Annotated in this window: 20 protein-coding genes and 1 pseudogene; 4 read left to right on the forward strand and 17 right to left on the reverse strand. The window is 55.1% G+C overall.

Going from position 1 to position 23,731, the window contains the following annotated elements; all coding sequences use genetic code 11:
* Positions 1-11 precede the first annotated feature (11 nt).
* Complete coding sequence (gene leuC, locus ABE504_RS06550) at positions 12-1,433, reverse strand: 3-isopropylmalate dehydratase large subunit (protein ID WP_430086129.1); 1,422 nt, start codon at positions 1,431-1,433, stop codon at positions 12-14.
* 239 nt (positions 1,434-1,672) lie between these two features.
* Here leuC and ABE504_RS06555 point away from each other — a divergent pair, with 239 nt between their 5' ends.
* Together ABE504_RS06555 and fhuB are read left to right on the forward strand one after the other, a co-directional pair.
* The gene (locus ABE504_RS06555; RefSeq protein ID WP_430086132.1) at positions 1,673-2,704 is read left to right on the forward strand and encodes an ABC transporter substrate-binding protein; all 1,032 of its coding nucleotides are present in this window, start codon (positions 1,673-1,675) and stop codon (positions 2,702-2,704) included.
* The gene (gene fhuB, locus ABE504_RS06560) at positions 2,704-4,761 is read left to right on the forward strand and encodes a Fe(3+)-hydroxamate ABC transporter permease FhuB (RefSeq protein WP_430087403.1); all 2,058 of its coding nucleotides are present in this window, start codon (positions 2,704-2,706) and stop codon (positions 4,759-4,761) included. Before ABE504_RS06555 ends, fhuB begins: the two co-directional genes overlap by 1 nt.
* A gap of 10 nt (positions 4,762-4,771) precedes the next feature.
* On the opposite strand, the gene ABE504_RS06565 is transcribed toward fhuB, so the two are convergent.
* Positions 4,772-4,924: a hypothetical protein gene (locus tag ABE504_RS06565; protein WP_430086135.1), complete on the reverse strand. Its 153-nt coding sequence runs from the start codon at positions 4,922-4,924 to the stop codon at positions 4,772-4,774.
* Positions 4,925-5,313: 389 nt separating this feature from the next.
* Between ABE504_RS06565 and ABE504_RS06570 the strand changes: the two genes are divergently transcribed.
* Both ABE504_RS06570 and ABE504_RS06575 read left to right on the forward strand, forming a co-directional pair.
* Positions 5,314-6,207: a LysR family transcriptional regulator gene (locus tag ABE504_RS06570; RefSeq protein WP_430086138.1), complete on the forward strand. Its 894-nt coding sequence runs from the start codon at positions 5,314-5,316 to the stop codon at positions 6,205-6,207.
* A 43-nt stretch (positions 6,208-6,250) separates the two neighbouring features.
* Positions 6,251-6,553: a DUF5658 family protein gene (locus ABE504_RS06575; RefSeq protein ID WP_430086140.1), complete on the forward strand. Its 303-nt coding sequence runs from the start codon at positions 6,251-6,253 to the stop codon at positions 6,551-6,553.
* Here the strand turns inward: ABE504_RS06575 and ABE504_RS06580 are convergent.
* The 15 genes and pseudogenes from ABE504_RS06580 to ABE504_RS06650 all read right to left on the reverse strand — a co-directional run bounded on the left by ABE504_RS06580 (position 6,543) and on the right by ABE504_RS06650 (position 23,729).
* Complete coding sequence (locus ABE504_RS06580) at positions 6,543-7,802, reverse strand: methyl-accepting chemotaxis protein (protein WP_430086143.1); 1,260 nt, start codon at positions 7,800-7,802, stop codon at positions 6,543-6,545. The genes ABE504_RS06575 and ABE504_RS06580 overlap by 11 nt on opposite strands.
* Positions 7,803-7,830: 28 nt before the next feature.
* On the reverse strand, positions 7,831-8,616 hold the full coding sequence (locus tag ABE504_RS06585) for a prepilin peptidase (RefSeq protein WP_430086146.1): 786 nt from the start codon (positions 8,614-8,616) through the stop codon (positions 7,831-7,833).
* 940 nt (positions 8,617-9,556) lie between these two features.
* A pseudogene (locus ABE504_RS06590) lies at positions 9,557-9,907 on the reverse strand (response regulator); the annotation flags it as partial.
* A gap of 36 nt (positions 9,908-9,943) precedes the next feature.
* Positions 9,944-11,842 carry a hypothetical protein gene (locus ABE504_RS06595; protein WP_430086149.1) on the reverse strand — a complete coding sequence of 633 codons (1,899 nt, stop codon included), beginning with the start codon at positions 11,840-11,842 and terminating at the stop codon, positions 9,944-9,946.
* A 37-nt stretch (positions 11,843-11,879) separates the two neighbouring features.
* Positions 11,880-12,419 (reverse strand): PulJ/GspJ family protein, encoded by a 540-nt coding sequence (locus ABE504_RS06600; protein ID WP_430086151.1) that lies wholly within the window; start codon positions 12,417-12,419, stop codon positions 11,880-11,882.
* A 6-nt stretch (positions 12,420-12,425) separates the two neighbouring features.
* Entirely contained in the window at positions 12,426-12,956 is a 531-nt protein-coding gene (locus ABE504_RS06605; protein ID WP_430086153.1) for a type IV pilus modification PilV family protein, read from the reverse strand.
* A gap of 37 nt (positions 12,957-12,993) precedes the next feature.
* Positions 12,994-15,375 (reverse strand): VWA domain-containing protein, encoded by a 2,382-nt coding sequence (locus ABE504_RS06610; RefSeq protein WP_430086155.1) that lies wholly within the window; start codon positions 15,373-15,375, stop codon positions 12,994-12,996.
* Positions 15,376-15,391: 16 nt separating this feature from the next.
* Positions 15,392-16,606 (reverse strand): S-layer homology domain-containing protein, encoded by a 1,215-nt coding sequence (locus ABE504_RS06615; protein ID WP_430086158.1) that lies wholly within the window; start codon positions 16,604-16,606, stop codon positions 15,392-15,394.
* Positions 16,607-17,677, reverse strand: coding sequence for a type IV pilus twitching motility protein PilT (locus ABE504_RS06620; RefSeq protein ID WP_430086161.1), 1,071 nt, complete (start codon positions 17,675-17,677; stop codon positions 16,607-16,609).
* Positions 17,678-17,708: 31 nt separating this feature from the next.
* Complete coding sequence (locus ABE504_RS06625) at positions 17,709-18,419, reverse strand: hypothetical protein (RefSeq protein ID WP_430086164.1); 711 nt, start codon at positions 18,417-18,419, stop codon at positions 17,709-17,711.
* A gap of 9 nt (positions 18,420-18,428) precedes the next feature.
* Positions 18,429-19,031 (reverse strand): PilN domain-containing protein, encoded by a 603-nt coding sequence (locus ABE504_RS06630; RefSeq protein ID WP_430086166.1) that lies wholly within the window; start codon positions 19,029-19,031, stop codon positions 18,429-18,431.
* A 4-nt stretch (positions 19,032-19,035) separates the two neighbouring features.
* Complete coding sequence (gene pilM, locus ABE504_RS06635; RefSeq protein WP_430086169.1) at positions 19,036-20,034, reverse strand: type IV pilus biogenesis protein PilM; 999 nt, start codon at positions 20,032-20,034, stop codon at positions 19,036-19,038.
* 73 nt (positions 20,035-20,107) lie between these two features.
* Positions 20,108-20,647: a prepilin-type N-terminal cleavage/methylation domain-containing protein gene (locus ABE504_RS06640; protein ID WP_430086172.1), complete on the reverse strand. Its 540-nt coding sequence runs from the start codon at positions 20,645-20,647 to the stop codon at positions 20,108-20,110.
* A gap of 132 nt (positions 20,648-20,779) precedes the next feature.
* Entirely contained in the window at positions 20,780-21,991 is a 1,212-nt protein-coding gene (locus ABE504_RS06645; protein WP_430086175.1) for a type II secretion system F family protein, read from the reverse strand.
* Positions 21,992-22,025: 34 nt separating this feature from the next.
* A complete protein-coding gene (locus tag ABE504_RS06650; protein ID WP_430087405.1) occupies positions 22,026-23,729 on the reverse strand; it encodes a GspE/PulE family protein in 1,704 nt (567 codons plus the stop codon).
* Positions 23,730-23,731: the final 2 nt, after the last annotated feature.

The raw sequence follows: 23,731 nt of genomic DNA on the forward strand, positions 1-23,731 counted from the left end.
CACATTCTCCTTTAGGCTTGTTGATACTCTTTGATTTCCCAGTCGCGAACATCGTAGAAACGGCCTTTGATCGCCGCTGCCGCCGCCATCGCAGGAGACACAAGATGCGTGCGTCCGCCGCGGCCTTGACGGCCTTCAAAGTTACGGTTGGACGTGGATGCGCAGCGTTGGCCCGGTTTCAATACGTCAGGGTTCATCGCCAGACACATCGAGCAGCCTGCATCGCGCCATTCAAAGCCTGCAGCTGTAAAGATTTTGTCCAAGCCTTCTTTTTCCGCTTGAATTTTCACGCGGCCGGAACCTGGTACGACAATGGCTGTAACTGAAGGATCAACAGAGTAGCCTTGAGCGATTTTCGCCGCAGCGCGCAAGTCTTCGATACGACCGTTCGTGCAGGAGCCGATGAAAACATAGTCAACTTTCAGATCTGTCATCGGTGTGCCTGGTGTCAAATCCATATATTCAAGCGCCTTCTCAGCCGCTTTACGTTCATTTTCCGTTTCAAAGCTTTGCGGATCTGGAACCAGCGCGTTCACATTGGTACCCATGCCTGGGCTTGTGCCCCAGGTTACTTGCGGGATCAAGGAGTCCGCATCGAATTCCACAACCCAGTCATACGTTGCGCCTTCGTCTGTCACCAATTGAGACCAATCGGCAACCGAAGCGTCAAAATCAGCGCCTTGCGGTACGTATTCACGGCCGCGCAAGTATTCGAACGTCGTTGCGTCAGGTGCGATTAGTCCTGCGCGTGCGCCGCCCTCGATGGACATGTTACACACAGTCATGCGCTCTTCCATCGACAGGTTGCGAATCGCTTCACCTGTGTACTCGATAACGTAGCCAGTAGCGAAGTCTGTGCCGTATTTGGCAATAACGCCCAGGATCAAGTCCTTCGCTGTTACACCCGGCTTCAGGCTGCCGTTGATACGAACTTCCAGGGATTTCGCTCTGGATTGTTGCAGTGTTTGTGTAGCCATGACGTGCTCAACTTCACTCGTACCGATCCCGAACGCCAATGCGCCGAATGCGCCGTGCGTGGACGTATGGCTGTCGCCGCACACAATCGTTTTGCCAGGGTGCGTCAGGCCAAGCTCAGGGCCCATAACGTGAACGACACCTTGATCAATGCTGTCGAGGTCAAAAAGAGTAACGCCGAAATCACGGCAGTTTTGCGACAGGGTGTCGATTTGCTGCTTGGAAATCGGGTCAGTAATATTGTAACGATCTTTCGTCGGTACGTTGTGATCCATCGTTGCGAAAGTCAGGTCAGGTCTGCGAACTTTGCGTCCAGACATGCGAAGACCTTCAAAAGCTTGCGGAGAAGTTACCTCATGAACCAGATGCAGATCGATATAAATAACGCTAGGCTTGCCTTCTTCCTGGTTAATTACGTGATTATCCCAAATCTTCTCGAACATCGTTTTTTTACTCATACCAGTCACCTCTTGTCATTATCCGCTATGAATTGCTAATGTCTTACCCTCATAAAGTACTTTAACACGATTCCTCTCATAGTTCCAAGATATAATAACTATAAGCTTGATAGAATCTCCCTATAAAACACGGAAATTGTTGACATATAGTATGATAATGATTATCATTCTCCTAGAATGCGTCTTTTTCTACTTTTTGCTAGACGATTATCATTATTTTTACATAGGGGGAATATGCTTTGAAACGATTCACCAAACCACTGACTTTCCTGCTCTCTCTGGGGCTGCTCACGATAACCGCCGCTTGCGGGTCCGCCTCCACACCATCGGCTTCTTCCGCTTCACCAAGCGCAGCGCCCACGGCGTCCTCAGCAGCATCCGCCACACCGGTTGCCGATGCTGTCAAGACGATTACCCACGCGCTCGGCACGACGCAAATTAAAGGCACGCCCAAACGCATCGTTACATTAGAATGGACGTATACCGAGGATGTTTTGGCCCTTGGCCTGCAGCCGGTCGGCTCAGCCGATAATAAAGGGTACCAAAGCTGGGTCAATGTAAAACCCGCGCTTGACGCCTCCGTCGTCGACGTAGGAACTCGCCAGGAGCCGAACCTCGAGACGATTACAGGCCTCAAACCCGATCTTATCATTACCAGCGCGCTTCGTTCGAGCAAAAACTACGATGCGCTTTCCAAGATCGCCCCTACGATCGTGTTCAATTCCTACCCGGAGGAAGGGAAGGGCAACCAGTACGAGGAAATGGAAACGACGTTCAAGAAGATCGCCGACATCGTAGGCAAGCAACCTGAAGCCGACAAAGTGCTGGCGGATCTTGACAAATCATACAGCGATGCGAAAGCGAAGCTGGCCGCCGTGAAGAAGGACGGCGCTGCCTTCGCCTTATCACAAGCATTCAGCAACCAAAACAACGCCGATTTGCGCATGTTCGTCGACAACTCGATGGCGGTGCAAATTTTGCAGCGCATTGGACTCAAGAACGCGTTCAAATCCAACAAGTTTGAGATTTACGGCTATTCGACCGCTTCCGTCGAGGCGCTGCCTTCTGTACAGGACGCGACGTTCATCTACATCGTGCAGGACACCGACAACGTTTTTGAAAAGCAGCTTAAGGACAACGCTGTCTGGAAAGGCCTCAATTTTGTGAAAAACAATAACATGATCAAGCTCCCGGGGAATACGTGGCCGTTCGGCGGTCCGCTGTCCGCCAAAGTATTTGCCGAGTTGACAGCTAACGCCTTCGCCAAATGATGGATACGGTGGTTAATACGCGATCCAAGTCCCCTGCCGTTCTCCCATGGAAACCGCTGCTTGTGTTTGGAGGGGGAATCGCCGCCCTGTTGGCGATGCTGTTCATCAATCTCACACAAGGCGAAGCTCACATTACGGTACATACCGTCGTGCAGGCTCTGCTTTCGCCGCAGGACACCCCCGACCATCAGATGGTTCGGGGGCTTCGTATGCCGCGCGCCGTCATGGGTATGCTGGCCGGCGCAGCTCTCGCCGTTGCCGGCGCCCTGCTGCAAACTGTTACGCGTAACCCGCTCGCCTCCGCCTCTACGCTCGGGCTGAACGCAGGTGCGTATTTCATTATCGTGCTGGCCGCCGTCTTCTTCCCCACGGTAAAATCGAGCCATCCGCTTGTGCTTGCGCTGCTTGGCGCTTGCGGCGCCGCGCTCATGGCGTATTTCATGGCCGGCGGGCGCAAAAGCACGCCGCTGCGTATGGCCTTGTCGGGCATGATTATTACGCTCGTGCTCTCCGCTTTTACAAGCGGGTTGCAACTGCTCTATGAAACCGAAACGAACGGCCTCTTCATGTGGGGATCCGGCGCGCTAACGCAGAACGACTGGCTGGGCGTCCGTTTCTCGCTCCCTTGGGTGATTCTCGGCATCGTCGCCGCGTTCCTATTCAGCCAGAAGCTGGATATGCTCGCGCTGAGCGAAGAAACCGCCGTCTCCCTCGGCGAGAACATTAACATCGTCCGCTTGATCGCCCTCGGCGCAGCCATCCTGCTGGCGGGCGTCACCGTGAGCGTCGTCGGCCCGATCGGCTTCGTCGGCCTCATCGCGCCGCATCTGATCCGTCTCATCGGGCTGCACCGCCACCGCCTGCTCCTGCCGGGCAGCGCGCTCTGGGGTGCCGTCGTCCTAGTCAGCGCGGACACGATAGCCAAAATGTTCCGCAGCTCCCTCGGCGAGCTGCCGGCCGGCTCCGTCACGGCGCTGCTCGGCGCGCCGTGGCTGATCTGGCTTGCGGTGCGCAGCTCTAAGCTCCGCACTGGCGCCGAAGGAAGCTCGATGAGCGTCGGGTACACGGGGACCAAGGTCCCCTACCCAGTGCTCGTCATCGCTTCCGCCGCCTTGCTTCTCGGCCTCTTCGTCTTCGGCCTCACCGCCGGAGCGCTGCACATCCCGCTGCGCGATGTGTTGAGCGCGCTGTTAGGGCGCGGAGATGACATGGCGAGCAATGTCATCTTCCAGCTTCGCATGCCGCGGCTGCTCGTCGCGGCGCTGGCCGGCGCGTCCCTTGCCATCGCCGGCTCGATGATGCAGGGCGCGGTGCGCAACCCGCTCGCCGACCCCTCCGTGGTCGGGGTCACGTCCGGCGCCGGTGTCGGCGCCTTGCTCGTGCTCGCGATCTGGCCGACCGCGCCTAGCGGCTGGGCGCCGATCGGGGCGATCATCGGCGCGCTCGTCTCCGCCGGCAGCGTGTACGCGCTCGCCTGGCGCAAAGGGCTGAGCCCCGTCGTCCTGATCCTCGTCGGGATCGCCGTTTCCGCACTGGGCTCCGCCGGCATCCAGTTCCTGGTCATTCAGTCGAAGCTGGCGGCCGCTCCGGCGCTGACCTGGCTCGCGGGCTCGACGTACGCCCGCGGCTGGAAAGAGTGCATCCAGCTCGCGATCACGCTGGCCCTGATGATGCCGACCGCGTGGCTGTTAGGCCGCCGCGTCGATCTGCTCGCCTTCGGCGACCAAGTCTCCCTGGGACTTGGCCTGCGTCTGCAGCGGACACGGCTCGTCACCGCAGCGATCGGGGTCGGCATTGCCGCGATCGCCGTCGCCGCCGTCGGCACGGTGAGCTTTATCGGCTTGCTCGCGCCGCATGCCGTTCGGCTCTTCCTCGGCCAGCACCATCGCAAATCTGTCGTGCTGGCGGCGATGCTCGGCGCGATTCTGCTGATCGCAGCCGACATTATCGGCAAGCTGATCGCCATCCCGAAGGAGATTCCTTCGGGGATCGTCGTGGCGATGATCGGCGCGCCGTATCTGCTGTTCCTGATGTATCGCAGCACCGTCAGGAGATAAGTTTTTGCATTTAAAAGCCTGAGCCTCCTTCGATGTCCATGGACAGCGGGGATGCCCCGGCTTTTTCTTTGCCGTACGGCTTATTGAAATCCGGATGCCGTATCGGCACTGCAGCGTATTCGGACGAAGCAATCATTCCTGCAAAAAGACAGGCATTTTTCACAAAAATGGCCTTTTTCGTAAAATGCCTTCGATCAGGCAGTTTTTTAGGCCAAACTCACTCAAATAGGGGGGCCATGCCCACAATGCCAGCTCTTTTGCAGGCTTTTCATCAAATAATGAAAAGGAACTCGAAAATTCCTGCTTATTTGCAGGTTTGATGCCCAGTCTGAATGGTGTCCCGATCTCCTATCCAAGTTAACCTCGCCGCTTCCATCCCACTCTACTCGGTTCCTGTTCCGCAGCATACACCTCTAGCTGCTTCCTCGAGCTAGACCTCTCTAACCACCAAACCGCCAAACTCCCGCCCTCCATCTTGTTTCATCCCCTGAACCTTGGTATGATACGGTCATAAAAGGAATTGTTTTCCGCCGCAAAGGAGCCGCATCGTCTATGGAATTACGCCAACTGCAATACGCCATTCAAATTGCGAATGAACGCAACTTCTCCCGCGCAGCGGAAAAGCTGCACATTGCACAGCCCTCGCTCAGCCAGCAGCTGTCCAAGCTGGAGAAAGAAATCGGCGTGCTGCTTTTTCAGCGCAGTACGAATTCTGTAGAGCTTACGCATGCAGGCGCGCTTTTCGTGGAAAAATCGCAAAAAATATTGGACATGCTCGAGCAGCTCAAAAAAGAGATGGAAGACATCTCCCAAATGAAAAAAGGGAGGCTCGTCATCGGCTCCATGCCAATTACCGGCTCCACCATTCTTCCTTTCGTCGTGCCCGCTTTTCAGGCCGCTTACCCGGAAATTGAGATTTCGCTTGTTGAAGAAACGTCCACCAACCTGGAGACGCTGACCGTGAACGGCCAGACCGACATCTCCCTGCTCTCCTTGCCGCTTCGCGAAGAGGCGCTCATCTATGAGACGCTGCTGGAGGAGGAAATCGTCCTCGCCGTGCCGCCCAAACATCCGCTGGCTGTCGCTCAAACGCCGACTGCCATCGAACAGTTGGAGAAGGAATCATTTATCGCGCTGAAAAAAGGCCAAGGCTTCCGCAAGCTGACGCTCGACCTGTGCCAGAAGGCCGGCTTCACGCCGAACATCGTGTTCGAGTCCAGCAACATGGAGACGGTGCAGTCTCTCGTCGCCGCAGGCATGGGCATTGCTTTCGTCCCGTATCTCATTTCCAAACGGACGTTCAGCGAGCTGTCGCCGGTTCACATTCCGCTCGAAGGCCACCCGATCCGCGAATTGGTCATCGCCTACCGGAAAGGCCGCTATATTTCCAAGGCAGCAGAGGCTTTCGTCTCCACGATGAAAGATGTCATGCGCACGATCGGCTAGGCAGCACGCTTACACCGCCATTTCTCAGAAGGAGGACTTTCTTATGACGCGTTCTCTCATTCTATTCATCTGCATCGCCAGCTTGCTGGACGCGGGTTTGACGGATTTTGGCCTTCGCTATGAACTCATCGGCGAATCCAATCCGATTATGGCATTTCTCTACGATCATGCTTATCCTGCGTTCTATGGCGTTAAAATCTTTTTCCCCCTTTCCCTCTTCTTTCTCGCCGCCAAAATCGGCAAACATCGCCTCGTCCACAGCCTGTTCCGTTTGTCAGTCGTGGTCTACATGGGCATTCTGCTCATGCACGCCTACTGGATTTCCGCTTCACTCTCTACAGTTTGAAGATTTGAATCGTCCGCTGCAGCTGCGTCACCATGCGCAGCATTTGTTCCGACTGAATAACGACCGCTTTAACGGAACGCGTCTGCTGCACCATTGAGGTCGAAACTTGCTCCGTACCGGCCGCCGATTGCTGGGTAATAGCGGATATATTTTCCATCGTGCCGGTAATGAATTGCGCGGCGTTCAGCATTTTCTGGCTTTCTCCGGTAAATTCGTTCATTCTCGCCGTAATAAATTTGATGCTGTCCACCATTTCGCGGAACACTTTCTCCGTCGCTTCGATGGATTGCGTCTGCTTGCGGGCGATTTCCTCATTGATCTGAATGTTGTGCAGCGCTTTCTTAATGCTGTTCTCGATATTGCGCACCATATGAAAAACTTCCTTCGCCGACCGCGAAGATTCTTCCGCCAGCTTCCGCACCTCTTGCGCGACGACCGAGAAGCCTCTGCCGTGTTCGCCGGCGCGCGCCGCTTCGATTGAAGCGTTGAGCGACAGCAGGTTCGTCTGCTCCGCAATCTCCGATATGGTCCGGGTGATCTGATTGATCCCTGCTGCCTCCTTCACGAGCTCGTCAATCGTAGCTGACACATGACTTGTCGCCGCCACGATTTGCGAGACGCTTTCCGCCTGACCTTCGACGGCATCCATCCCCTTTTGCACCAGCCCCAGCGTATCGCCGCAGCGCGTATTCATCTCGTTCGTGGACTGCACGTAGTCCGTAATTTTCGTTTCAATTTCTTTCACGACGGAAAAGCTTTTGAACACGCCGCTTGAAATTTCGTTTGCGCCTTCCGCGAGCGAGGTAACGGAACCGGTTGCTTCGACAATCATCGTGTTGATGCCTTCATTTTTCATATAAATGTCCCGGGAGGAATCGGCCACGTGCTTGGAAATCGACGCCGTTTCGTTCAACAGCTCCTTTAATTTCACGATCATCGCGTTAAAAGACCGTGCCATGTCCCCGAGCGCATCCTTAGAAGACGCGTCGACGGTTTGCGTAAAATCGCCTTTGGCGATGTTCATGGCAACGCGCGTCACGTTCTCAATCGGTTCGGTGAGCGCCCGCTCTAGCCAGCGCACGTAAGGGAAGCTGAGCACCATCAGGATCAGCGAGGAAGCCAGCGCGAAAATCATCGAGACGTCCGCCGTCAGCATCAGCGTCAAAATAATAATGGAATAAAACACGACAATGGCATAGTAGCCCAGCTGCAGCTTGGCCCGAAACGATTGCGCAAGAAACCAGTTCATGTCATCATCGACCTCTTTTCATCGAAAGTTAAAAAGCCTGCCACACGACGAGGTCCATATACCATGTCAATATTGGGTCCCCAAAGCAAAAACAGAGCAAGCCGGCCACCGCAATAAACGGCCCGTAAGGCATCGGCGAGCGGCGGTCCAGCTTGCCGGCAGCGATCAGTCCAAGGCCGATCAGGCTGCCGAGAAAGGCGGATAAAAAAATACACATCAGCACAAGCTTAACGCCCATGACTAGGCCGACCAGCGCCATCAGGCGAATATCGCCGAAGCCCATCGCCGGTCTGCCCATCCATGCAGCGGCAAGGGACACAAGGACGAGAAGGCCGCCACCGAGAATGAATCCCGCTGCATACTGCCAGAGCGGCAGCGGATGGAGCCAGAGCCGCAGAGCGGCAAACCCCAGCATCGCCGGGTAGATGATCTTGTTCGGCAGCAGCATGTAGGCGAGATCGCTGACCGTCAGCATCAGCAGCACCGATACGAGCGGGTATGCGATCCACAACTCGTCCCGGGCGACGAGCCAGGGCAGCGCTGCAAACAGCATGCCTCCGGCCAGCTCGCCGACCAGATAGATCGGAGAAATCGATGCTTGGCACGTATGGCACTTCCCTCGGCGGATGAACCAGCCGAAGATCGGAATGAGATCCACAGCGTTCAACTGCCGGCCGCAGCTCCCGCATGACGAGCGGGGCGCTGCAACCGAGATGCCTTTCGGAACGCGAATACCGACAACATTGAAGAACGAACCGCAAGCGGCGCCAATCATAAATAAGAAGATCCCGTAACTCCATGCTTCCCAACCCACCACGGGTCCCCCCTCCTGCAGCCTTCCTGCAAAGTTACGCTTGATAGTCCGCTTTCTTCGCGTACTCGCGCACGTTGACCGGCGCAGTGCCAAGCTGCACCTGGAGCCAGGACGCCAACTGATTAAAGCTGTCGACCGTTAGGGTGACGAGCTGTTTCTCCCCGTTGCTGCCCGTCATTTCAAGCTCAAGTTTATTCTCGGCTTCCGTGCAGATCACCAAATATCTGGTCATGTCGCCGTTCATTTCTTCATTCCAGTTGCACATGTACGAACTCGTGAAATTTTTCATTGGTTCATTCCCCCTGAATAAATTAATGATCTTCCCGCCATTCACAGACTTGAGCCCTCCGCGTACATAATCAATATTTTCCATCGTCTTTGCCGGAGCGCTGGTCAGCGGCTCTAACGGCGCCAGCGGCACCTCTTCGACTGGCACCTCAATCGTCAATGCCTTTTCATCGTTCACCGAATCAAGCTGTGCAAGTTCAAACGTCAAATCGTCCAGCTCCTCCAGACTGAACTCCATCTCTTCATCATAGACAGACTCATCCTGCGGCGGTGCAGACTCCTCCTCTTCTTCTCCCTGCATGACAGCCGCAATCCGCATCATATCCAGCAGACGGTCTTGCGCATCTTCTTCTTCGACTGCATCTGCAACGTCATTCGTAACGGCCTCCACCGTCTCAGACAACCTAGCCGATTCCACTTCGTCAGCAACATAGACAACGGACTCCTCATCGCTCTCAGTCACAGTGAGCGTCGGCTCTTCTGGCTCCTGTTCAAGCTCGCTCTCTTGCACCAGGGAACGCCCCAGCGCATCCGCCTCAAAGCCCTCGCTCTCCGCCAGCTCTAGCACAGCAGCTGAGGTCTCTTCTTCTGCAGGCGCAGCCCGCAGATGCTCCTGCGGCAAGAGGTGCTCGATCACCCTCGGCACCCCATATTTGCGGACGATCTCGTTCACGCGATTCGGCTTGAACGGCTTCATCACATAGCCGTTGGCGCCGGCCTTCAAGGCATCGGAAATCAGGTCCTGCTGGCTCATCGCCGAGCAGATCAGCACCACCGCAGACGCGTTGATGCGGCGGATTTCCTTCATCGCTTCAATGCCGTCCATTTCCGGCATCGTAATATCCATCAGGACGATGTCCGGGCGTAGCTCCTCATACTTTTGAACCGCCTGCCTGCCGTTCTCCGCTTCCCCTACGACCACGTGCCCATATTGCTTCAAAATATCTGTCAGCATCTTGCGCATAAACTTCGTATCGTCCACGACAAGAATATGGAATGACATAGATGTTACCTCCTTCCAGATTGGCCCAGATGCGAGTTATTCCTTGATGTACTGCACGTTTTTGACAAACACACCGATGGTATCCGTCGTCGGAATGCCGTCCGGCGGCATATCGTACAAGTTGTCGTCATAAAAAATCTGGAGCCGGGACGGCTTCGTATTGTTCAGCTGCACTTCCGGCACCTCTTTCGTCCAGCTCGCTGCGCCTTGATAGCGCGTGACAGTGCTGCCAATGCCGGAGGTCAGGTCTCCGCGAACGCTGTTCAATTCCACACCGCCCGCACCGCCGTGAATGCCGCCCATCAACATCAGCTTGGACATAACGCCATAAAGCCGGATGCCCTTAAGCGAATAAAAGAAAGCGCGCACTTCTTCATCGCCGGCATTGGAATTGTTGCCGAGCACAATCTCGCCGGAGGCAATGACGATCAGCGGAATCGGCGCACTGTCGGTGGCTTTCATTTTGTTAATCGACGTCATTTCTTTCAGCTCAACATTGCCGTCCACGTATACCGTGCCTTGCAGCCGGATGTCGCCGATGATTTTCAAATCCCCTTTGATGTACATGCTGCCTTGGGGGAATTCAAAGCCGTTGTTCATCGTGACGTTGCCGTCGACAGCGACATACTTGCCGGGGTCCAGCGTCAGCTTGCCCTGCAAATCCGCAGCGACCAGGTTGCTGTCCGGCGATTTGATATACAGCGAACCGTTCGAAATCATAATACTCGCATTCGGTCCGTCCATCGCGACAACTCCGTTGTTGACAAAAACGTCCGCCTCCGCTCCCGGTGACGAGGTATCCTTCACGTTGACCTGCCCTTGTACAGTCAGCCATTGATCGTTGTACAGCATGCTTTTGTTCAAATCGTAGAACAGCGGAACCTCCAGCACGGCCGGATCCGGCTCTTTGTAGCCGCCAAGCGCGGCTAGCTTCGCCTGCAGCTCGGTATCCGTTTTATGCGCCACATAGTCGCTCACATTCACTTCCACGTCGCTGTCCAGCGTCGGATCTTCCAGCGGAAAATACTGCGGCGCAAAATAGGCAGGCTGCACGATGTCGCTTGAGGAGGCAATCGGTGGATTTTCGGTAAACCCGTCGGCGTTCGTCAGATTGAACTTCTTCGGATCGGCGGTATCTTCGTCGCCATTCACACGAATAAAGCCCCGGATAGCGGGAAGTCCGGTCTGAACGCCGTACTTGCTGCGGGTCGATCCGCTCGTCGCTCCGGTGAATAACGCCTCGTCGCGAATCATCACATGGCTAGCCGCATACACATCGCCGGTAATGAACGGCGTTCCATTCAATACCAGATCGCCGCCGGACGAAACCGGATACCGAAAAACCGGATTGATCGTGGAGACATACACCGTCATCTGCTTCGTCACTACCTTCGCGGGATGTCCCTCCATCATGCCCCTGGAGCGAATAAGAAACTTGCGCACATAGGGAGAATCCGGCATCGTGACTGGCCTGAGCGGAGCCTCTGGATTACTGAGCGTCGCAGCGGATAAAATATCGATCTGATACTTACCTTTGTTCGCTTGCGTTTCTTCGCCGTTGCCATCCTCCGGATTCGAACCGTGCCCGACATGCTTATCGATAAAAGGCAGTACGAGCGACAGCTGAGTCTCTACGTTGCGAATGCGGCTTCGGCTGTCCTCCCCGCCGATCGCCTCGCCGTAGGAAACCGCCCGGCGGATTTGCGCCAGCGTGTCGTCCAGACCTTTTTGCGCGAGAGCTTCGGCTTGTACGCCGGATTCCGTCGTAGCGGCCTGAATGGCGCCGCCACGCAGCACGCCCATCAGGATGAGACCCATCACCGTCATTAACACAACGGCAAGCAAGGCAATGACAAGGGCTGAACCTTCTTCATTTGATGTCCTATTCGATACCCTGTGCATGCAGGCCCTGTCTTCCTCCCTGGCTGCGTTCACGTCATCTCTCCTCCCTTCATGGCGTATTGCCTCTGATTTAATCGTTGCGGAACAAAGGAATTTGCGAATCGATAACTAGCTTCGGATTGTCGGCAAGGCGGAGACTGTCCGCACCCGCTCTCGCATATTCAAGCTTGACCTGGACCCGGTCGTGATTCTGATTCACTTCGCTTAAGCTGCCTTCTCGAATCGTAAACTTGTCCCCGAGTTGAAATACTTTGTCCGGCACGGGACTGCCGACTTTCCTAACTTCGATCTTGCCGCCGCCCGCCGGCTGAGGGAGCACCTCCATTTCGTAAAGGTCGATGTAAGCTTTGGGATCTTGCGATTTTTTGGCGTAACGGATGATCTTCTGATCGGCGCCCTCATCCTGGACGTAAATGGCTTCCTTCAATTCGGAAATAATTTGAGAGTACAGCCCGTCCCCCTGATTGCGCATCTGGGTTTCCAGCGTAACTCGCTTATACATCGACAAGCCCATCAGCAGAAAAGCGTACAAAATTGTCGCCACCATGCCGAAGATGAACAACGCCGCCAGGACCTCGATTAAGGACATCCCTTTTTCATCGCGCTTCATGGGTTGCTACCACCTTTTAATCAGATACGTATCCAGCGTTGTTGACAGCTTGAGCGGCGGCGCCGTCAGCGACTCCTGGTCCGTCCAATACACGGTCAGCAGCATCTGAGCCATGTAGCTGTCGCTCTCCGTCCGGAACGGATCGGCAGCTTCCCATCTGGCGGAGCTGGGTTCCAGTTCAACCAAATAATGATAGGTCGTTCCGTTAATGACCGTCGCTTCCAAATGACCCTGCATCAGCGCCGAACCCATGCTCGACTGGTTCCCGGTGAATTTGGGCTGCAGCGACAGCAGATTCGCGATTTGATCGTCATATCCGCTCTTGAACGCATCCCGAAGCTCGGCCGCCTTCAATCTGGCGAGATTGGCACCGATGATTTTGCGGCTTTCCTGCGCCGATTTATCCACAGCTGATGTAAAATAGCCCATAAGCGTCACGCTGATGATCGACATGATGGTGACGGCGATTAAAATTTCTACGAGCGACATGCCGTCTTCGCCCAGCTTCGCGTACTTGTCGCGGTCTATACGGCGCATCGTTCGTCCTCCTTGCTGCTTCGCCGATGTCCTCATGCTAGTTATTGTTCTGCTCGGTATCGAACGTGACAACGACCGGCTCCTGCACGATCTCGACATTCGAGCTGTCGACCAGCTTCAAGTAGACGTAATAGCTGCCTGTGGTCATGTTCGTCTTCGTCGTCAGCGTCAGCTTTTTGGCCGCCAGCTGTTTCCATTCATTGTCGCTCGGTACGCCGGCCGTTTCCTTGATCACATAGTACATCCCTTTCAGCGTGAACCCTTTCTCCGTGTGGGAGCCAAACGTACGGTCAGCGACCGGCAGCTTCACATTCTCCACCATAATCGTGACCGGCTTATCGGCAATGTCCCCTGGCGTATAGTTCACCGGGTTCAGTTCAGCCGACGGTCCGGGATTCACCACAAAATACTCCGGCGCCTTCTCCGTCGATGTTGTACCTCCTGCAGATGTCGCTTCCACATAAATCTGATGCCAGCCCGCACGCTTGTCCACTGTCTCGAAGCCAGCAACGTCGCTGAGACGGAACGCGTAGGTGCTGCCGGTTTTCTTCATTTTTGGAGAGGAGGACGAAATGGACAGCGTTTTGTTGTCAAACCACACTTTGATCCCGCTGACGGGACTCAGATCATCCGTCGCCGTGATATAAATAAGGCCGTCGTCGGTCGGGTTTTGAATCGAATGACTCCAGGAAATGACAGGCCCTGTACTGTCCAGGGAGACATTGCTCGTCCCCGACGCTCCGGCGATGGGGATCGCTGCGCTGCCGCTGATCGCATTCGTAAAAGCGCGCGCCTGCACATTCACACCGCTGCCGTCCGGCAGCGTCAAGCCTGAGCCGAGCGGCTGCCACGCACTGCCGCCTACGCTGCCCTCGTAACCGGCGATGTAACTCCCTTGAAAATCGTCATTCGCATACACCGTCGAGCCCGGAAGCTGCGACGCTGCGCCGGAAGCGGCCGTCACGTTCCCCGGCCCTTGATGCCAGCCTGGTCCTGTGATCGGCGCACCGCTGCCGTCCACGAGATCGATTTTCGTCGGAGCGCTTGGCTTCAAATCCCATTGATCTGTTGTCCCATCTTTGTAATACACACGTACGACCGAGTGCAGATCAGGATCGACGAAACGAATATCCGTCACAGCGGCATCCTTCTGATCGATCGACCACTGTTTCGCTTTGTCTCCTGCACGGAGACGCTGTACTTCCCCTTCGGCATTGCCGAGATAGACATTGCCGTACTTATCGACCACGCGAATGCTGACGGAAAGCTGCGTGTCGAAGTTAATATTGAACGAACGATTCGCGTTGCAGGCGTCCTTGTACGTCACTTTCGCATCTTCCAGCGGATAGTTGCCGGCTGCCGTGTCTGGAATCACCTTCACCGAAAGGTTGATCGTATCCGAGGCGAATGGGTAATCGATATTGCCAATCTTCACCACAACCTCATGCGTAGCAGCATCGTAAGAGACATTAGGATTGTTCTCGCCGGGAGCGAGAATGAAGCCGGCCGGAATCGGCTGCCGAAGTTCCACATTTTTCAGTTGCGCCGGCTGTTCGATCGTTTGCGCGATATTGTCAAAAATCGTGGACAATTGGCTGGCGGAGCTTGCTTGGTAGGCGAGCCCGCCGGTTTTCGTAGCGATGTATTGCAGCAAATCAAGATCAATTTCGTCCGAACCCTGCGTTGCCAGCGCAATCGTATACACCTTAATACCGAGCTTCGCCAACGCATCCGCATCTGCCTTCGCCGCATTCGCAGAGCTGGTGTCGCCGCTTTTTTGCTTATTGCCGTCGGTTTCGTCCGTCCAAACGGTTGCTTTACCATCCGTGAGCAAAATAATTTCCTTCACCGGCTTGGTGCCGCTTGCCGTCAGCATCGTTTTTGCCTTGGCAAGCCCATCGTCGATATTCGTGCTGCCGCCGGCGGCGAACTTATTGATTTCGTTTTGAACGGAAGTATAGTTCATCGTAAGATCACTTACTTTGGAAGCGGATGTGCTGAACTTGATGAGCCCCAAGCGGTCCCCCATGTTGACCGACTTGAGCTTATTCGTTAACGTCGTGGATGCATTCTTCAAAATATCGATCCGAATGGGCGTCCTGGCATCGTCCTTGTACATATGATAGTCCATACTGCCAGAAACATCGGCGACAAAGGCGATGTCCACGGGGTCTCTCGTCTGTGTCACGGTGTGCGTTCCGCTCGGATCGAGCACATAGTTGATCGTCACAAGCTGATTGCGCTCAATGGCGGTAACAGGAACAGCGCCTGTTCCGCTCATCGATAGGCATTCGTTCGTCGCCTCGGCCGCATAGGCCGCCGGGCTCGCCGTCCCGAACAGCGCGGGCAGCGCCCCCGCTAGAAGCAAGCCAGCCATAGTGAGGGCACTTATTTTCTTTGCCTTTTGATACCAATGCATGCGATTTCATTCCTTCCTATAACAAATGGATAATGCGCGAGATGACCTTGAACGCCTCCGCGCGCGTCAGTGAGCCTTGAGGACGGAAGGTGCCGTCTTCGTAGCCTCCGACAATTCCCGCTTGCACAACGTGCGTTAAAGCGGTTCGATTCGCCTCCGTCAAACTGCCTGCGTCCTGAAACGATTGGACATCTCCTTGCAGCTTCACCCCGTAGGCCTGCAAGACCCGGTCGACAAGCGCCGCCATCTCCACACGCGTCATCGGCAGGTCGGGTGAAAAGTTCACATCGACCGGACGTTTATCCAGCAGTCCCATTCCCTGCGCGGTGGCGACCATCCCCGCCGACCAATGTGTGCCCATATCCTCGTAGCCTACGACCAGCTCCTTGACCGGCTCGACGCCGAGCGATTTGACGAGCAGTGTAATGAATTCCCCCTTGGACAGCGTACGGTTCGGACGGATCGTATGATCCTCGTAGCCATCGATGATGGAGCGCTTCATCAGGTCCACAATTTCATCCTTCGCCCAGTGGCCCTCGGCATCGGTCGGGACTTGCGCAAGCGCTTTCTCGGCCACTTGGCGAAGCGCCGGCACTTTCTCTGGTATATCCGCAGCTTGCTTGACAACACCGAGCGATGGCGCCACAGCGCGATCTGGGTCGTCAAATGCGATGCCGTAAACGTTCAGCACGCCGCTTGCCGTTACTTTAGCTGCACCGCCCTGAGCGGCCTCGCTGTCTGTTGGAATGTTCGCCCAAGGCACTTTACCGAGGTACGCTTTCACCCGGAACTCTTCCTGTGAAGCGCTTTCGAAATAAGCTCGCGTGGTTTCCTCAACATCCGTCGCGTGGTAGTCCAGTTCTCCCGACGGCTTAATGCCGATCTCGTCCCAGAAGACGAGCAGATCATTGTAATCCCGGGCGATAACGCCTGTCCAGATGCGCACCTGCACCAGATTCGCATCCGCTTTGGTCACAACAGCGTAGGGCTCTTTCGAGACAACCATCCCCGCTTCCCAGCCGGCAGCGGATACCTTCATCGCCCGGTAAACCTCACCCCGCGCCTCGTAATCTTTGCCAAGCAGCGCTGCAAACGGGCTTGAGGCCACTTGCATCAGCGTCGGCGCAGCCGCCGTCGGCACATTCGCCGCTGCCGACATCAAGGAAGTTTGGCTCAGCAAGGCAGCTGTGACTAACGTTTTCATTACAAGACTTCGGTATCGACTTCTCATCTAATCCTCTCCTATGCTCATTTCATATTCTCTAATTGCATCGCGATGAATGAGTCCCTCTTCGACAAGCTGCTTTAGGCTCGACACCATCGTTTGCATACCAAGCTGGCGATTCGTCTGAATGACGGATTTGATTTGGTAAATTTTTTCCTGCCGAATGAGGTTGGCAACTGCCGGCGTATTGATCAATATTTCCAGCGCCATGACTCGGCCTCGGCCATCGAGTCGCGGAACGAGCCGCTGAGACAGCACAGAGATCAGCACCGAAGCGAGCTGGACGCGTATTTGTCGCTGTTGTTCGGTCGGGAATACGTCGATGATCCGGTCGACCGTCTGCGGCGCATCCGGCGTATGCAGCGTGGCAAACACAAGATGTCCGGTTTCGGCGGCGGTAATCGCCGTTTTAATCGTTTCAAGATCACGCATCTCACCGACGAGAATGACGTCCGGATCTTGTCGGAGCGCAGCCCGCAGCCCATTGGCAAAGGTCAGCGTGTCGATGCCGATTTCACGCTGTGCGACGAGGCAGTTTTTGCTCGGATGAATGTATTCAATCGGGTCTTCTAATGTAATAATGTGCTTCTTCTGCGTTTCGTTAATAAAGTCAATAATGGAAGCGAGCGTCGTCGACTTCCCACTCCCTGTCGGACCGGTCACGAGCACAAGCCCTTGATGCTTATGCGCGAACTCCTGCACAAGATCCGGCAAATTCAACGTGAACAAAGAAGGCACAGTCGTGGAGAGCACGCGAAACACCATGTTGATCGAGCGTTTTTGCTTGAACACATTGCCCCGGTAGCGCGATAGTCCCGGAAGCTCGAAAGAGAAGTCGACCTCCCCCTTCTTGGTCAGCGTATCGTACTGCTCATTCGTCAGGATCTCTCTCGCCATCCGCAGCGTATCCTCGGGCCGCAGCACCGTATCGACGACTTTCATCAGCTTGCCGTGCAGCCGCATCAGCGGTTCCGTGCCGGAATTGATATGCAAATCGGAAGCTCGCGACTCGTAGGAAATTCGCAGCAAATCTTTCAACGTGAACGTGTGAGACGTCTGTGGTGCGGACATACTCATCCCATCTCCTCCTGAATCGTTCCCCATGCTATTAATAGAGCGGGTTGTTTTTGCCTGACGGCTTGTCGTATGGAACGGAAACCGGATTCTTGAAAAACTTCTGCAACCCCGGCGCATAGTAGGACATCAACGAGACGTTTACCGTAATTTCCCGTTTAGGAGCGTTTAATTTGATTGGCGGCGCCGATTTGACAGCGAACGTCAACTTGTCGACTTGAATGAGGCGGTTAGCCGTTTGCAGCTCATCCAGAAACCGATGAATTTGCGCGTAATCGCCTTTGGCCGAGGTGTTCAGCTTGATCGGAATGGCGAGCGATTTCAGGTTTGGCTCTTGCGGAACTGTCGAGGCTTGCACTGCTGTCGTTGGCACTGGCTTCGCTCCCTCCGCTCCGGTGATGAGGTCCCCTGCCTTGCCAATTTCAAAGTTATAGCTGGCCAGCGGCATCTTCGTGATCACTTCCAGCATATGAACATCGCGAATGAGACCTTCCAGGTCGGGCGCCTCCGGCACGCGGGTTCTCGCTTTGGACAGCGATACCTGCTCTTCCGCCCCCAGCGTGCTGCCGCCTTCCGTTCGCTTCGTCAGCGCCTCCAGCTCCTGCTTCATCTGCGTCAGCAACTTCGCTCTGGCCTCTTGCTCCCGATGAACCGGCGCAACGAAGTTAATGTACACCATCACAAGCGCAAGAATGACGATGACGCCTGCGATCGCTTGATTTCTTTTGCTGCTCATTAGGCTCATGTGAGGTTCTCAACCTTTCTTGTCCGCGTTATACGTAAGATCGAACGTCGCTTGGATCATCGGGAGCGGAGGGTCTATGACCGGCAGCGCGTTTTTATCTTCAGCCATCGCGACTTTATTCATACCGCTTGTCCCAATCAGGGTAAAAGACACTGATGCCTTTGCCGCTTGCATGAACGTCACGATATCCTCGCTCGTCGCGAAGTTGCCGGTCACTTTCAGCTTATTGCCGTCGCCAAACGTCAGCGAAGTCAAGTTCGATGTCAGCGGCATGATCGTCGTCAGCTTATCCAGCACTTCGGAGGCGAGTGGCCGGCTTTCCATCAACTGCTTGGGCAGCCCGATAAAATCGCTCACGGCACCGGCTGTCGGAGAGCTTGCGAGCCTCGCCTGTCCCTCTTTTATCTGCTGATTGACTCTCTCCAGCGCTGCGTTCGTCTTGCGAATGTCCGCCTTGGCGCTTCCATAACTCCATCCCATACTTCCGATGCCCAACACAAGGACAGCGAGTAAGCTGTAACGCAGGAGAGGGCTCGGGCCTTTCTTCTCTTCATGCCGCATCTGCAGCAGGTTAATTTCAATTGATTGCAGCTTGGGCAGGGCAGCGCTCATCGTCCTAAGCTCCTTTCATCGCAAGTCCAACCGGGACGGCATAGGCGTGGCACGTAGCATCTTCATCCGAAAGAATCGACGGGAGCGGGAATGCGGCAATTTCGCCCGTAAACGCATTGTCCAAATGCTCCGGAAGCGCCTCAATCCAGCTATGCTCGCCAACCAGGTAGACAAGTTCGATATGTTGATGATCCGTGGAAACTGTATATTGAAAATAGTTCAGCACCCGCCCCAGCTCCATCGACAAATTGCGCCCGTAGGCAGCGATTTGATCCGTACCGGTGTCGAGGAAAAAGCTCGTGTTGATTTGAATCGAGCGGAAGAAGACGGGGATGCCGCCCACAAAAATGCTGACATCCGCATGATCCGGCTCCACATGCAGCAGCATGAACCGCTCCTTCATGCCGGTTCCGGTGCGCATCGCTTGCCGCACCAGCATGCGGTGCAGCGCCAGCGGAGCCAGATCCACGCTGACCGGCACCAAGCCCGCCTGCTTCACAACATGCGTGTAGCTCTCCACGACTTCTGCCGGCGTCGCGAATATAAGCACTTCTTCCTGTGTGGATGCTTTAGCGGATTTCGGCGGTGCTTCGCTGCCTGCGGCTGCTTCATCCTTCGGCGGACCTAACCGCACGAAGTCAAAAACCGGATTCTTGAACGGCAGCTGCTGCCCGCCGTGCAGCTCCACATCGATGAGATTGCGGAGCGCTTTATCTTTGAGGGCCGAGAAAACGGACTTGCGAAGCACGACGTTGGAGAGCGGCACGGTGACGTTCATGTGCGCGCCTTGCAGGCCAATTTGCTTCACGAGCGTCGAAATGCGGGAGATGACCGCTTCCTCGTCCATGAATTTTCCATGTTTAATACTGCCTCGATCCAGCGCAATCGCATGCCGCTGGGTTAGAATGACTTGCCCGTTCTGATTCAGGATTTCGACCAGCTTCGCTTCCGTATCCGAAATTTGCATGCCGTACGTATACTTGCTTGTTTTCTTAGCAAACATTGCGCGAACTCCTCTCGGTACTGCATGGGTAAGGGATGCGCCGCCGAGAGCGGCGGCGCTTGTCTGTGCAGATTTACTCTTGGACGTCGGCTGCGGTTGTACCGAATTTCAAGCCGTCGATATCTTCTTCTTTTTGCGCTGTAATATGGTTAACCGCGTTCTTGCCAACCAGTGTAATGGTGTACACATAATTGCCGTTTGCATCTTCCGTAATGACAACTTTGGAATTGGTTGCATCATAAGCTTCAGGCTTATTGGAAGGATCTTTCGGAACCGTTTCCAGGAAACCCCCTTTATTCAGATCATCCAGCGTGTAGCCGGCAGCTTTCAGAGCTTCCGTCTTGCTCATGCCTTGCCCCGTAACCATCGTGCGCGTCGAGTCAATAATCATGTGTGCATTGGATTTATGTGCGCTGACCCGCGTATTTTTCAAAATCCCGCCAATTGACGGAATCGCAATCGCTGCGATAATCGCAATAATGACAATAACGGCGAGGAGCTCAATGAGCGTGAGGCCCTTCTGGTTCTTGTTCAGCTCTTTCAAAGAAAATTTCGACAATCTCGGGAAGCGCAGGCTTTTCTTTTCTTGGATTTCCATCGTCAATTCGTTCATTTCATTCCCACCTCTTAGATTAGTTTTGGTATGTATTCCATCTTGCCCATCGGGTGATGCTGGTTGATTGTACGGCAGGTACAATCGGCTGCATAGGTGTCAACCACCTCCTCTCATGGAATTGACCTTCACTTAATTGAGGAAGTTATCGTACATCTTGAACATCGGGCTCATGATCGCCGCAACGATAACTCCGACGATGCCGGAGACGAAGAGCAGCATGAGCGGTTCAATCACCGCCTTCAATCGATCTACGCTCTGATCCACATCCGCTTCAAAAAAATCGGCGATCTTGGCAAGCATATTGTCCACCTGCCCGGTTTCCTCCCCGATAATGAGCATCTGGACGACCATTTTCGGGAAAATGCCGCTCTTCTGAATCGGATCGGAGAGCATCTTGCCTTGCTGGAGACTGTTCTTCGCTTCGCGCAGCACCTTGGCGATCACGCGATTGCCGACGACCTTCTCCGTCACGTCCAGCGCCTGAAGCACCGGTACTGCACTGACGAACAGCGAGGACATCGTGCGCGCCATGCGGGCGACAGCCGCCTTTTTCAGGATAATGCCGAAAATCGGGATTTTAAATTTCAACTGATCGATGATAAACTTGCCTTCCTCCCCTGCCGCAAAGCTGCGATACAGGACAATCAGCCCGATGAGGCCGGCCAGGAACATCCACCAATATTTCACAATGGCATCGCTGGATCCCATCACAAATCGCGTAATCATTGGCAGTTGCGAGCCTTGCTCCAGGAACATATCCGCGAAGGTTGGAACAATTTTGAGCAGGAGGAAAATGACGACGCCGATCGCGATGATCAGTACGATGATCGGATACGTCATCGCCGATTTGACCTTTTGAATCGTCTTATGCTCCTTCTCGTAATGCTCGGCCATACGGTCCAGCACTTCATCAAGGTTCCCTCCGGTCTCCCCAGAGGCGATCATGTTGACGAACATATCCGGGAACACCTTCGGATGATCGCCCATGCCTTTCGACAGCGCGTGGCCGCTGCGGATCTGCTCCGAAATGTCGCCCAGCGCCGCTTTCAAATATTTCGAAGTCGTCTGATCCTCAAGAATCGCCACCGCCTGGTCAATCTGAATGCCCGAGCGGATGAGCGTCGCAAACTGCCGGCAGAAGATGACAAAGTCCTCCAGCTTGACAGCCCGGCCAAAATGGATTTCAAAATCCATCGCCGTCGCCTTATTCTCCTGAATGCTGCGGATCGTCATCCCGCGTCCACGCAGTTCGGTAATCGCGGTTTGCTTATTCTGGGCTTTCAAATTGCCCTTCAGCTTCTTGCCGCTTTCATTCACGGCCTCGTACGTAAACGTAGCCAACTTGTATCACCTCCTCAGCTCGAAGCGGACGCGCTTATTCATCCGAAACCGCCTTCAGCACTTCTTCCAGCGTTGTATGGCCTTGCTTCATTTTCAAAAGGCCGTCATACATCATGTTCTTGTACCCCGTCCTGTACAAATGCTGCTCCAGCTCGCTGACCGGCCGGTTCTGCACGATCAGGCTGCGCAGCGGTTCGTCGACGATGAGCAGCTCATGCACGGCAATCCGCCCGCGATAGCCGGTTTTGTTGCACGTGCCGCACCCGCGCCCGCGGGTCAGCATCAGCGGCTTCTCCTGCCGTGGCGAAGCCATCGGCACGACGACGCCGGTGCCCGTCCCGGCAAGCGGGGCCTCTTCACTGCTGAGCAGCCCGTGGGCCTCCAGCATGTTGACCTCGTCGTCTCTCGCCTGCACCTGCATCGCGCACTCCCGGCATACCCGGCGGACGAGCCGCTGCGCCACGACGCAGGAGAGCGACGAGGCGATCAGGTAAGAATCGATGCCCATATCGACAAGCCGGGAAATCGTGCTGACCGCCGAATTCGTATGGATCGTGCTCAGCACCAGGTGCCCGGTCAGCGAGGCGCGGACGGCGATTTCCGCCGTTTCCGCGTCCCGAACTTCCCCGACCATGACGATGTTCGGGTCTTGCCGAAGGATCGAGCGGAGCCCGGATGCGAACGTCAGACCGACCTGCGCGTTCACCTGCACTTGCGTGATGCCGGACATGCGGTACTCGACCGGATCTTCGACGGTGATGATTTTGACATCGTCACCGTTGAGCTGGCCGAGCGCAGAATAGAGCGTCGACGTTTTCCCGCTTCCCGTCGGGCCCGAGATCAGCATGATGCCGTTCGGCTTCTGAATCATGCGGTCGAACTTCACCAAGTTCGTCTCGCTCAGTCCGAGCTCGGCGATTTTCTTGATCCCAGCGGATTGATCGAGAATCCGCAGCACGATGCTCTCGCCGTGCACGGTCGGCAGCGTCGAGACCCGAATGTCGATCCGTCTCGCATCGACATGCATTTGAATCCGGCCGTCCTGCGGCAATCGGCGCTCGGCGATGTTCAGCTTGGCAATAATTTTCAGCCTCGCTGTCAACACGCCCTGCATATGCTTTGGCAGCGCTTTCTCCGTGCGCAGCACACCGTCGATCCGATACTTGACGATCAACTGTTTTTCCTGGGGATCGATGTGAATGTCGGACGCCTTCTGCTGCACAGCAGATTGAATGATCTGATTCACCAGCTTGACAATCGGCGAGCCTTGATCGTTCGCTTCCTGCTCTTCATCCTTGACTTCGATTTTATCGAGGTCGACCATCAGCTCTTCGACGGACTCTTTCATGCCGTAGTTTTTCGTGATCGCCTGCTCCACTTCGGAGCGGATCGCGATAACCGGCTGCACGCTCATATTCGTCGCCATGCGAATTTCTTCAATGGCATCATAATTCAGCGGGTCGACCATGGCGACCTTGATCTTGCCATTTTTTCGCTCGATGGGGATAACGCAATGCTTGCGGGCTAGTGTTTCAGGAATGAGCTGCACCGTATTCATATCAAGCTGCGTCTCGAACATGTTCACAACCGGAAAACCGAGCTGAAACTCCAGCACTTCGACAAGCTGTCGCTCCGTAATGAGCCCTTGATCGATGAGAATTTCACCGATTTTTTTGCGCGTATGCACTTGCTGCTTCAGGCCCTGCTCCAGTTGATCCTCCGTGATCAGCCCGTTCATCA

Source organism: Paenibacillus oryzisoli, from assembly GCF_050467285.1.
In the GTDB taxonomy this organism is placed as follows: Bacteria; Bacillota; Bacilli; order Paenibacillales; family NBRC-103111; genus Paenibacillus_E; species Paenibacillus_E oryzisoli_A.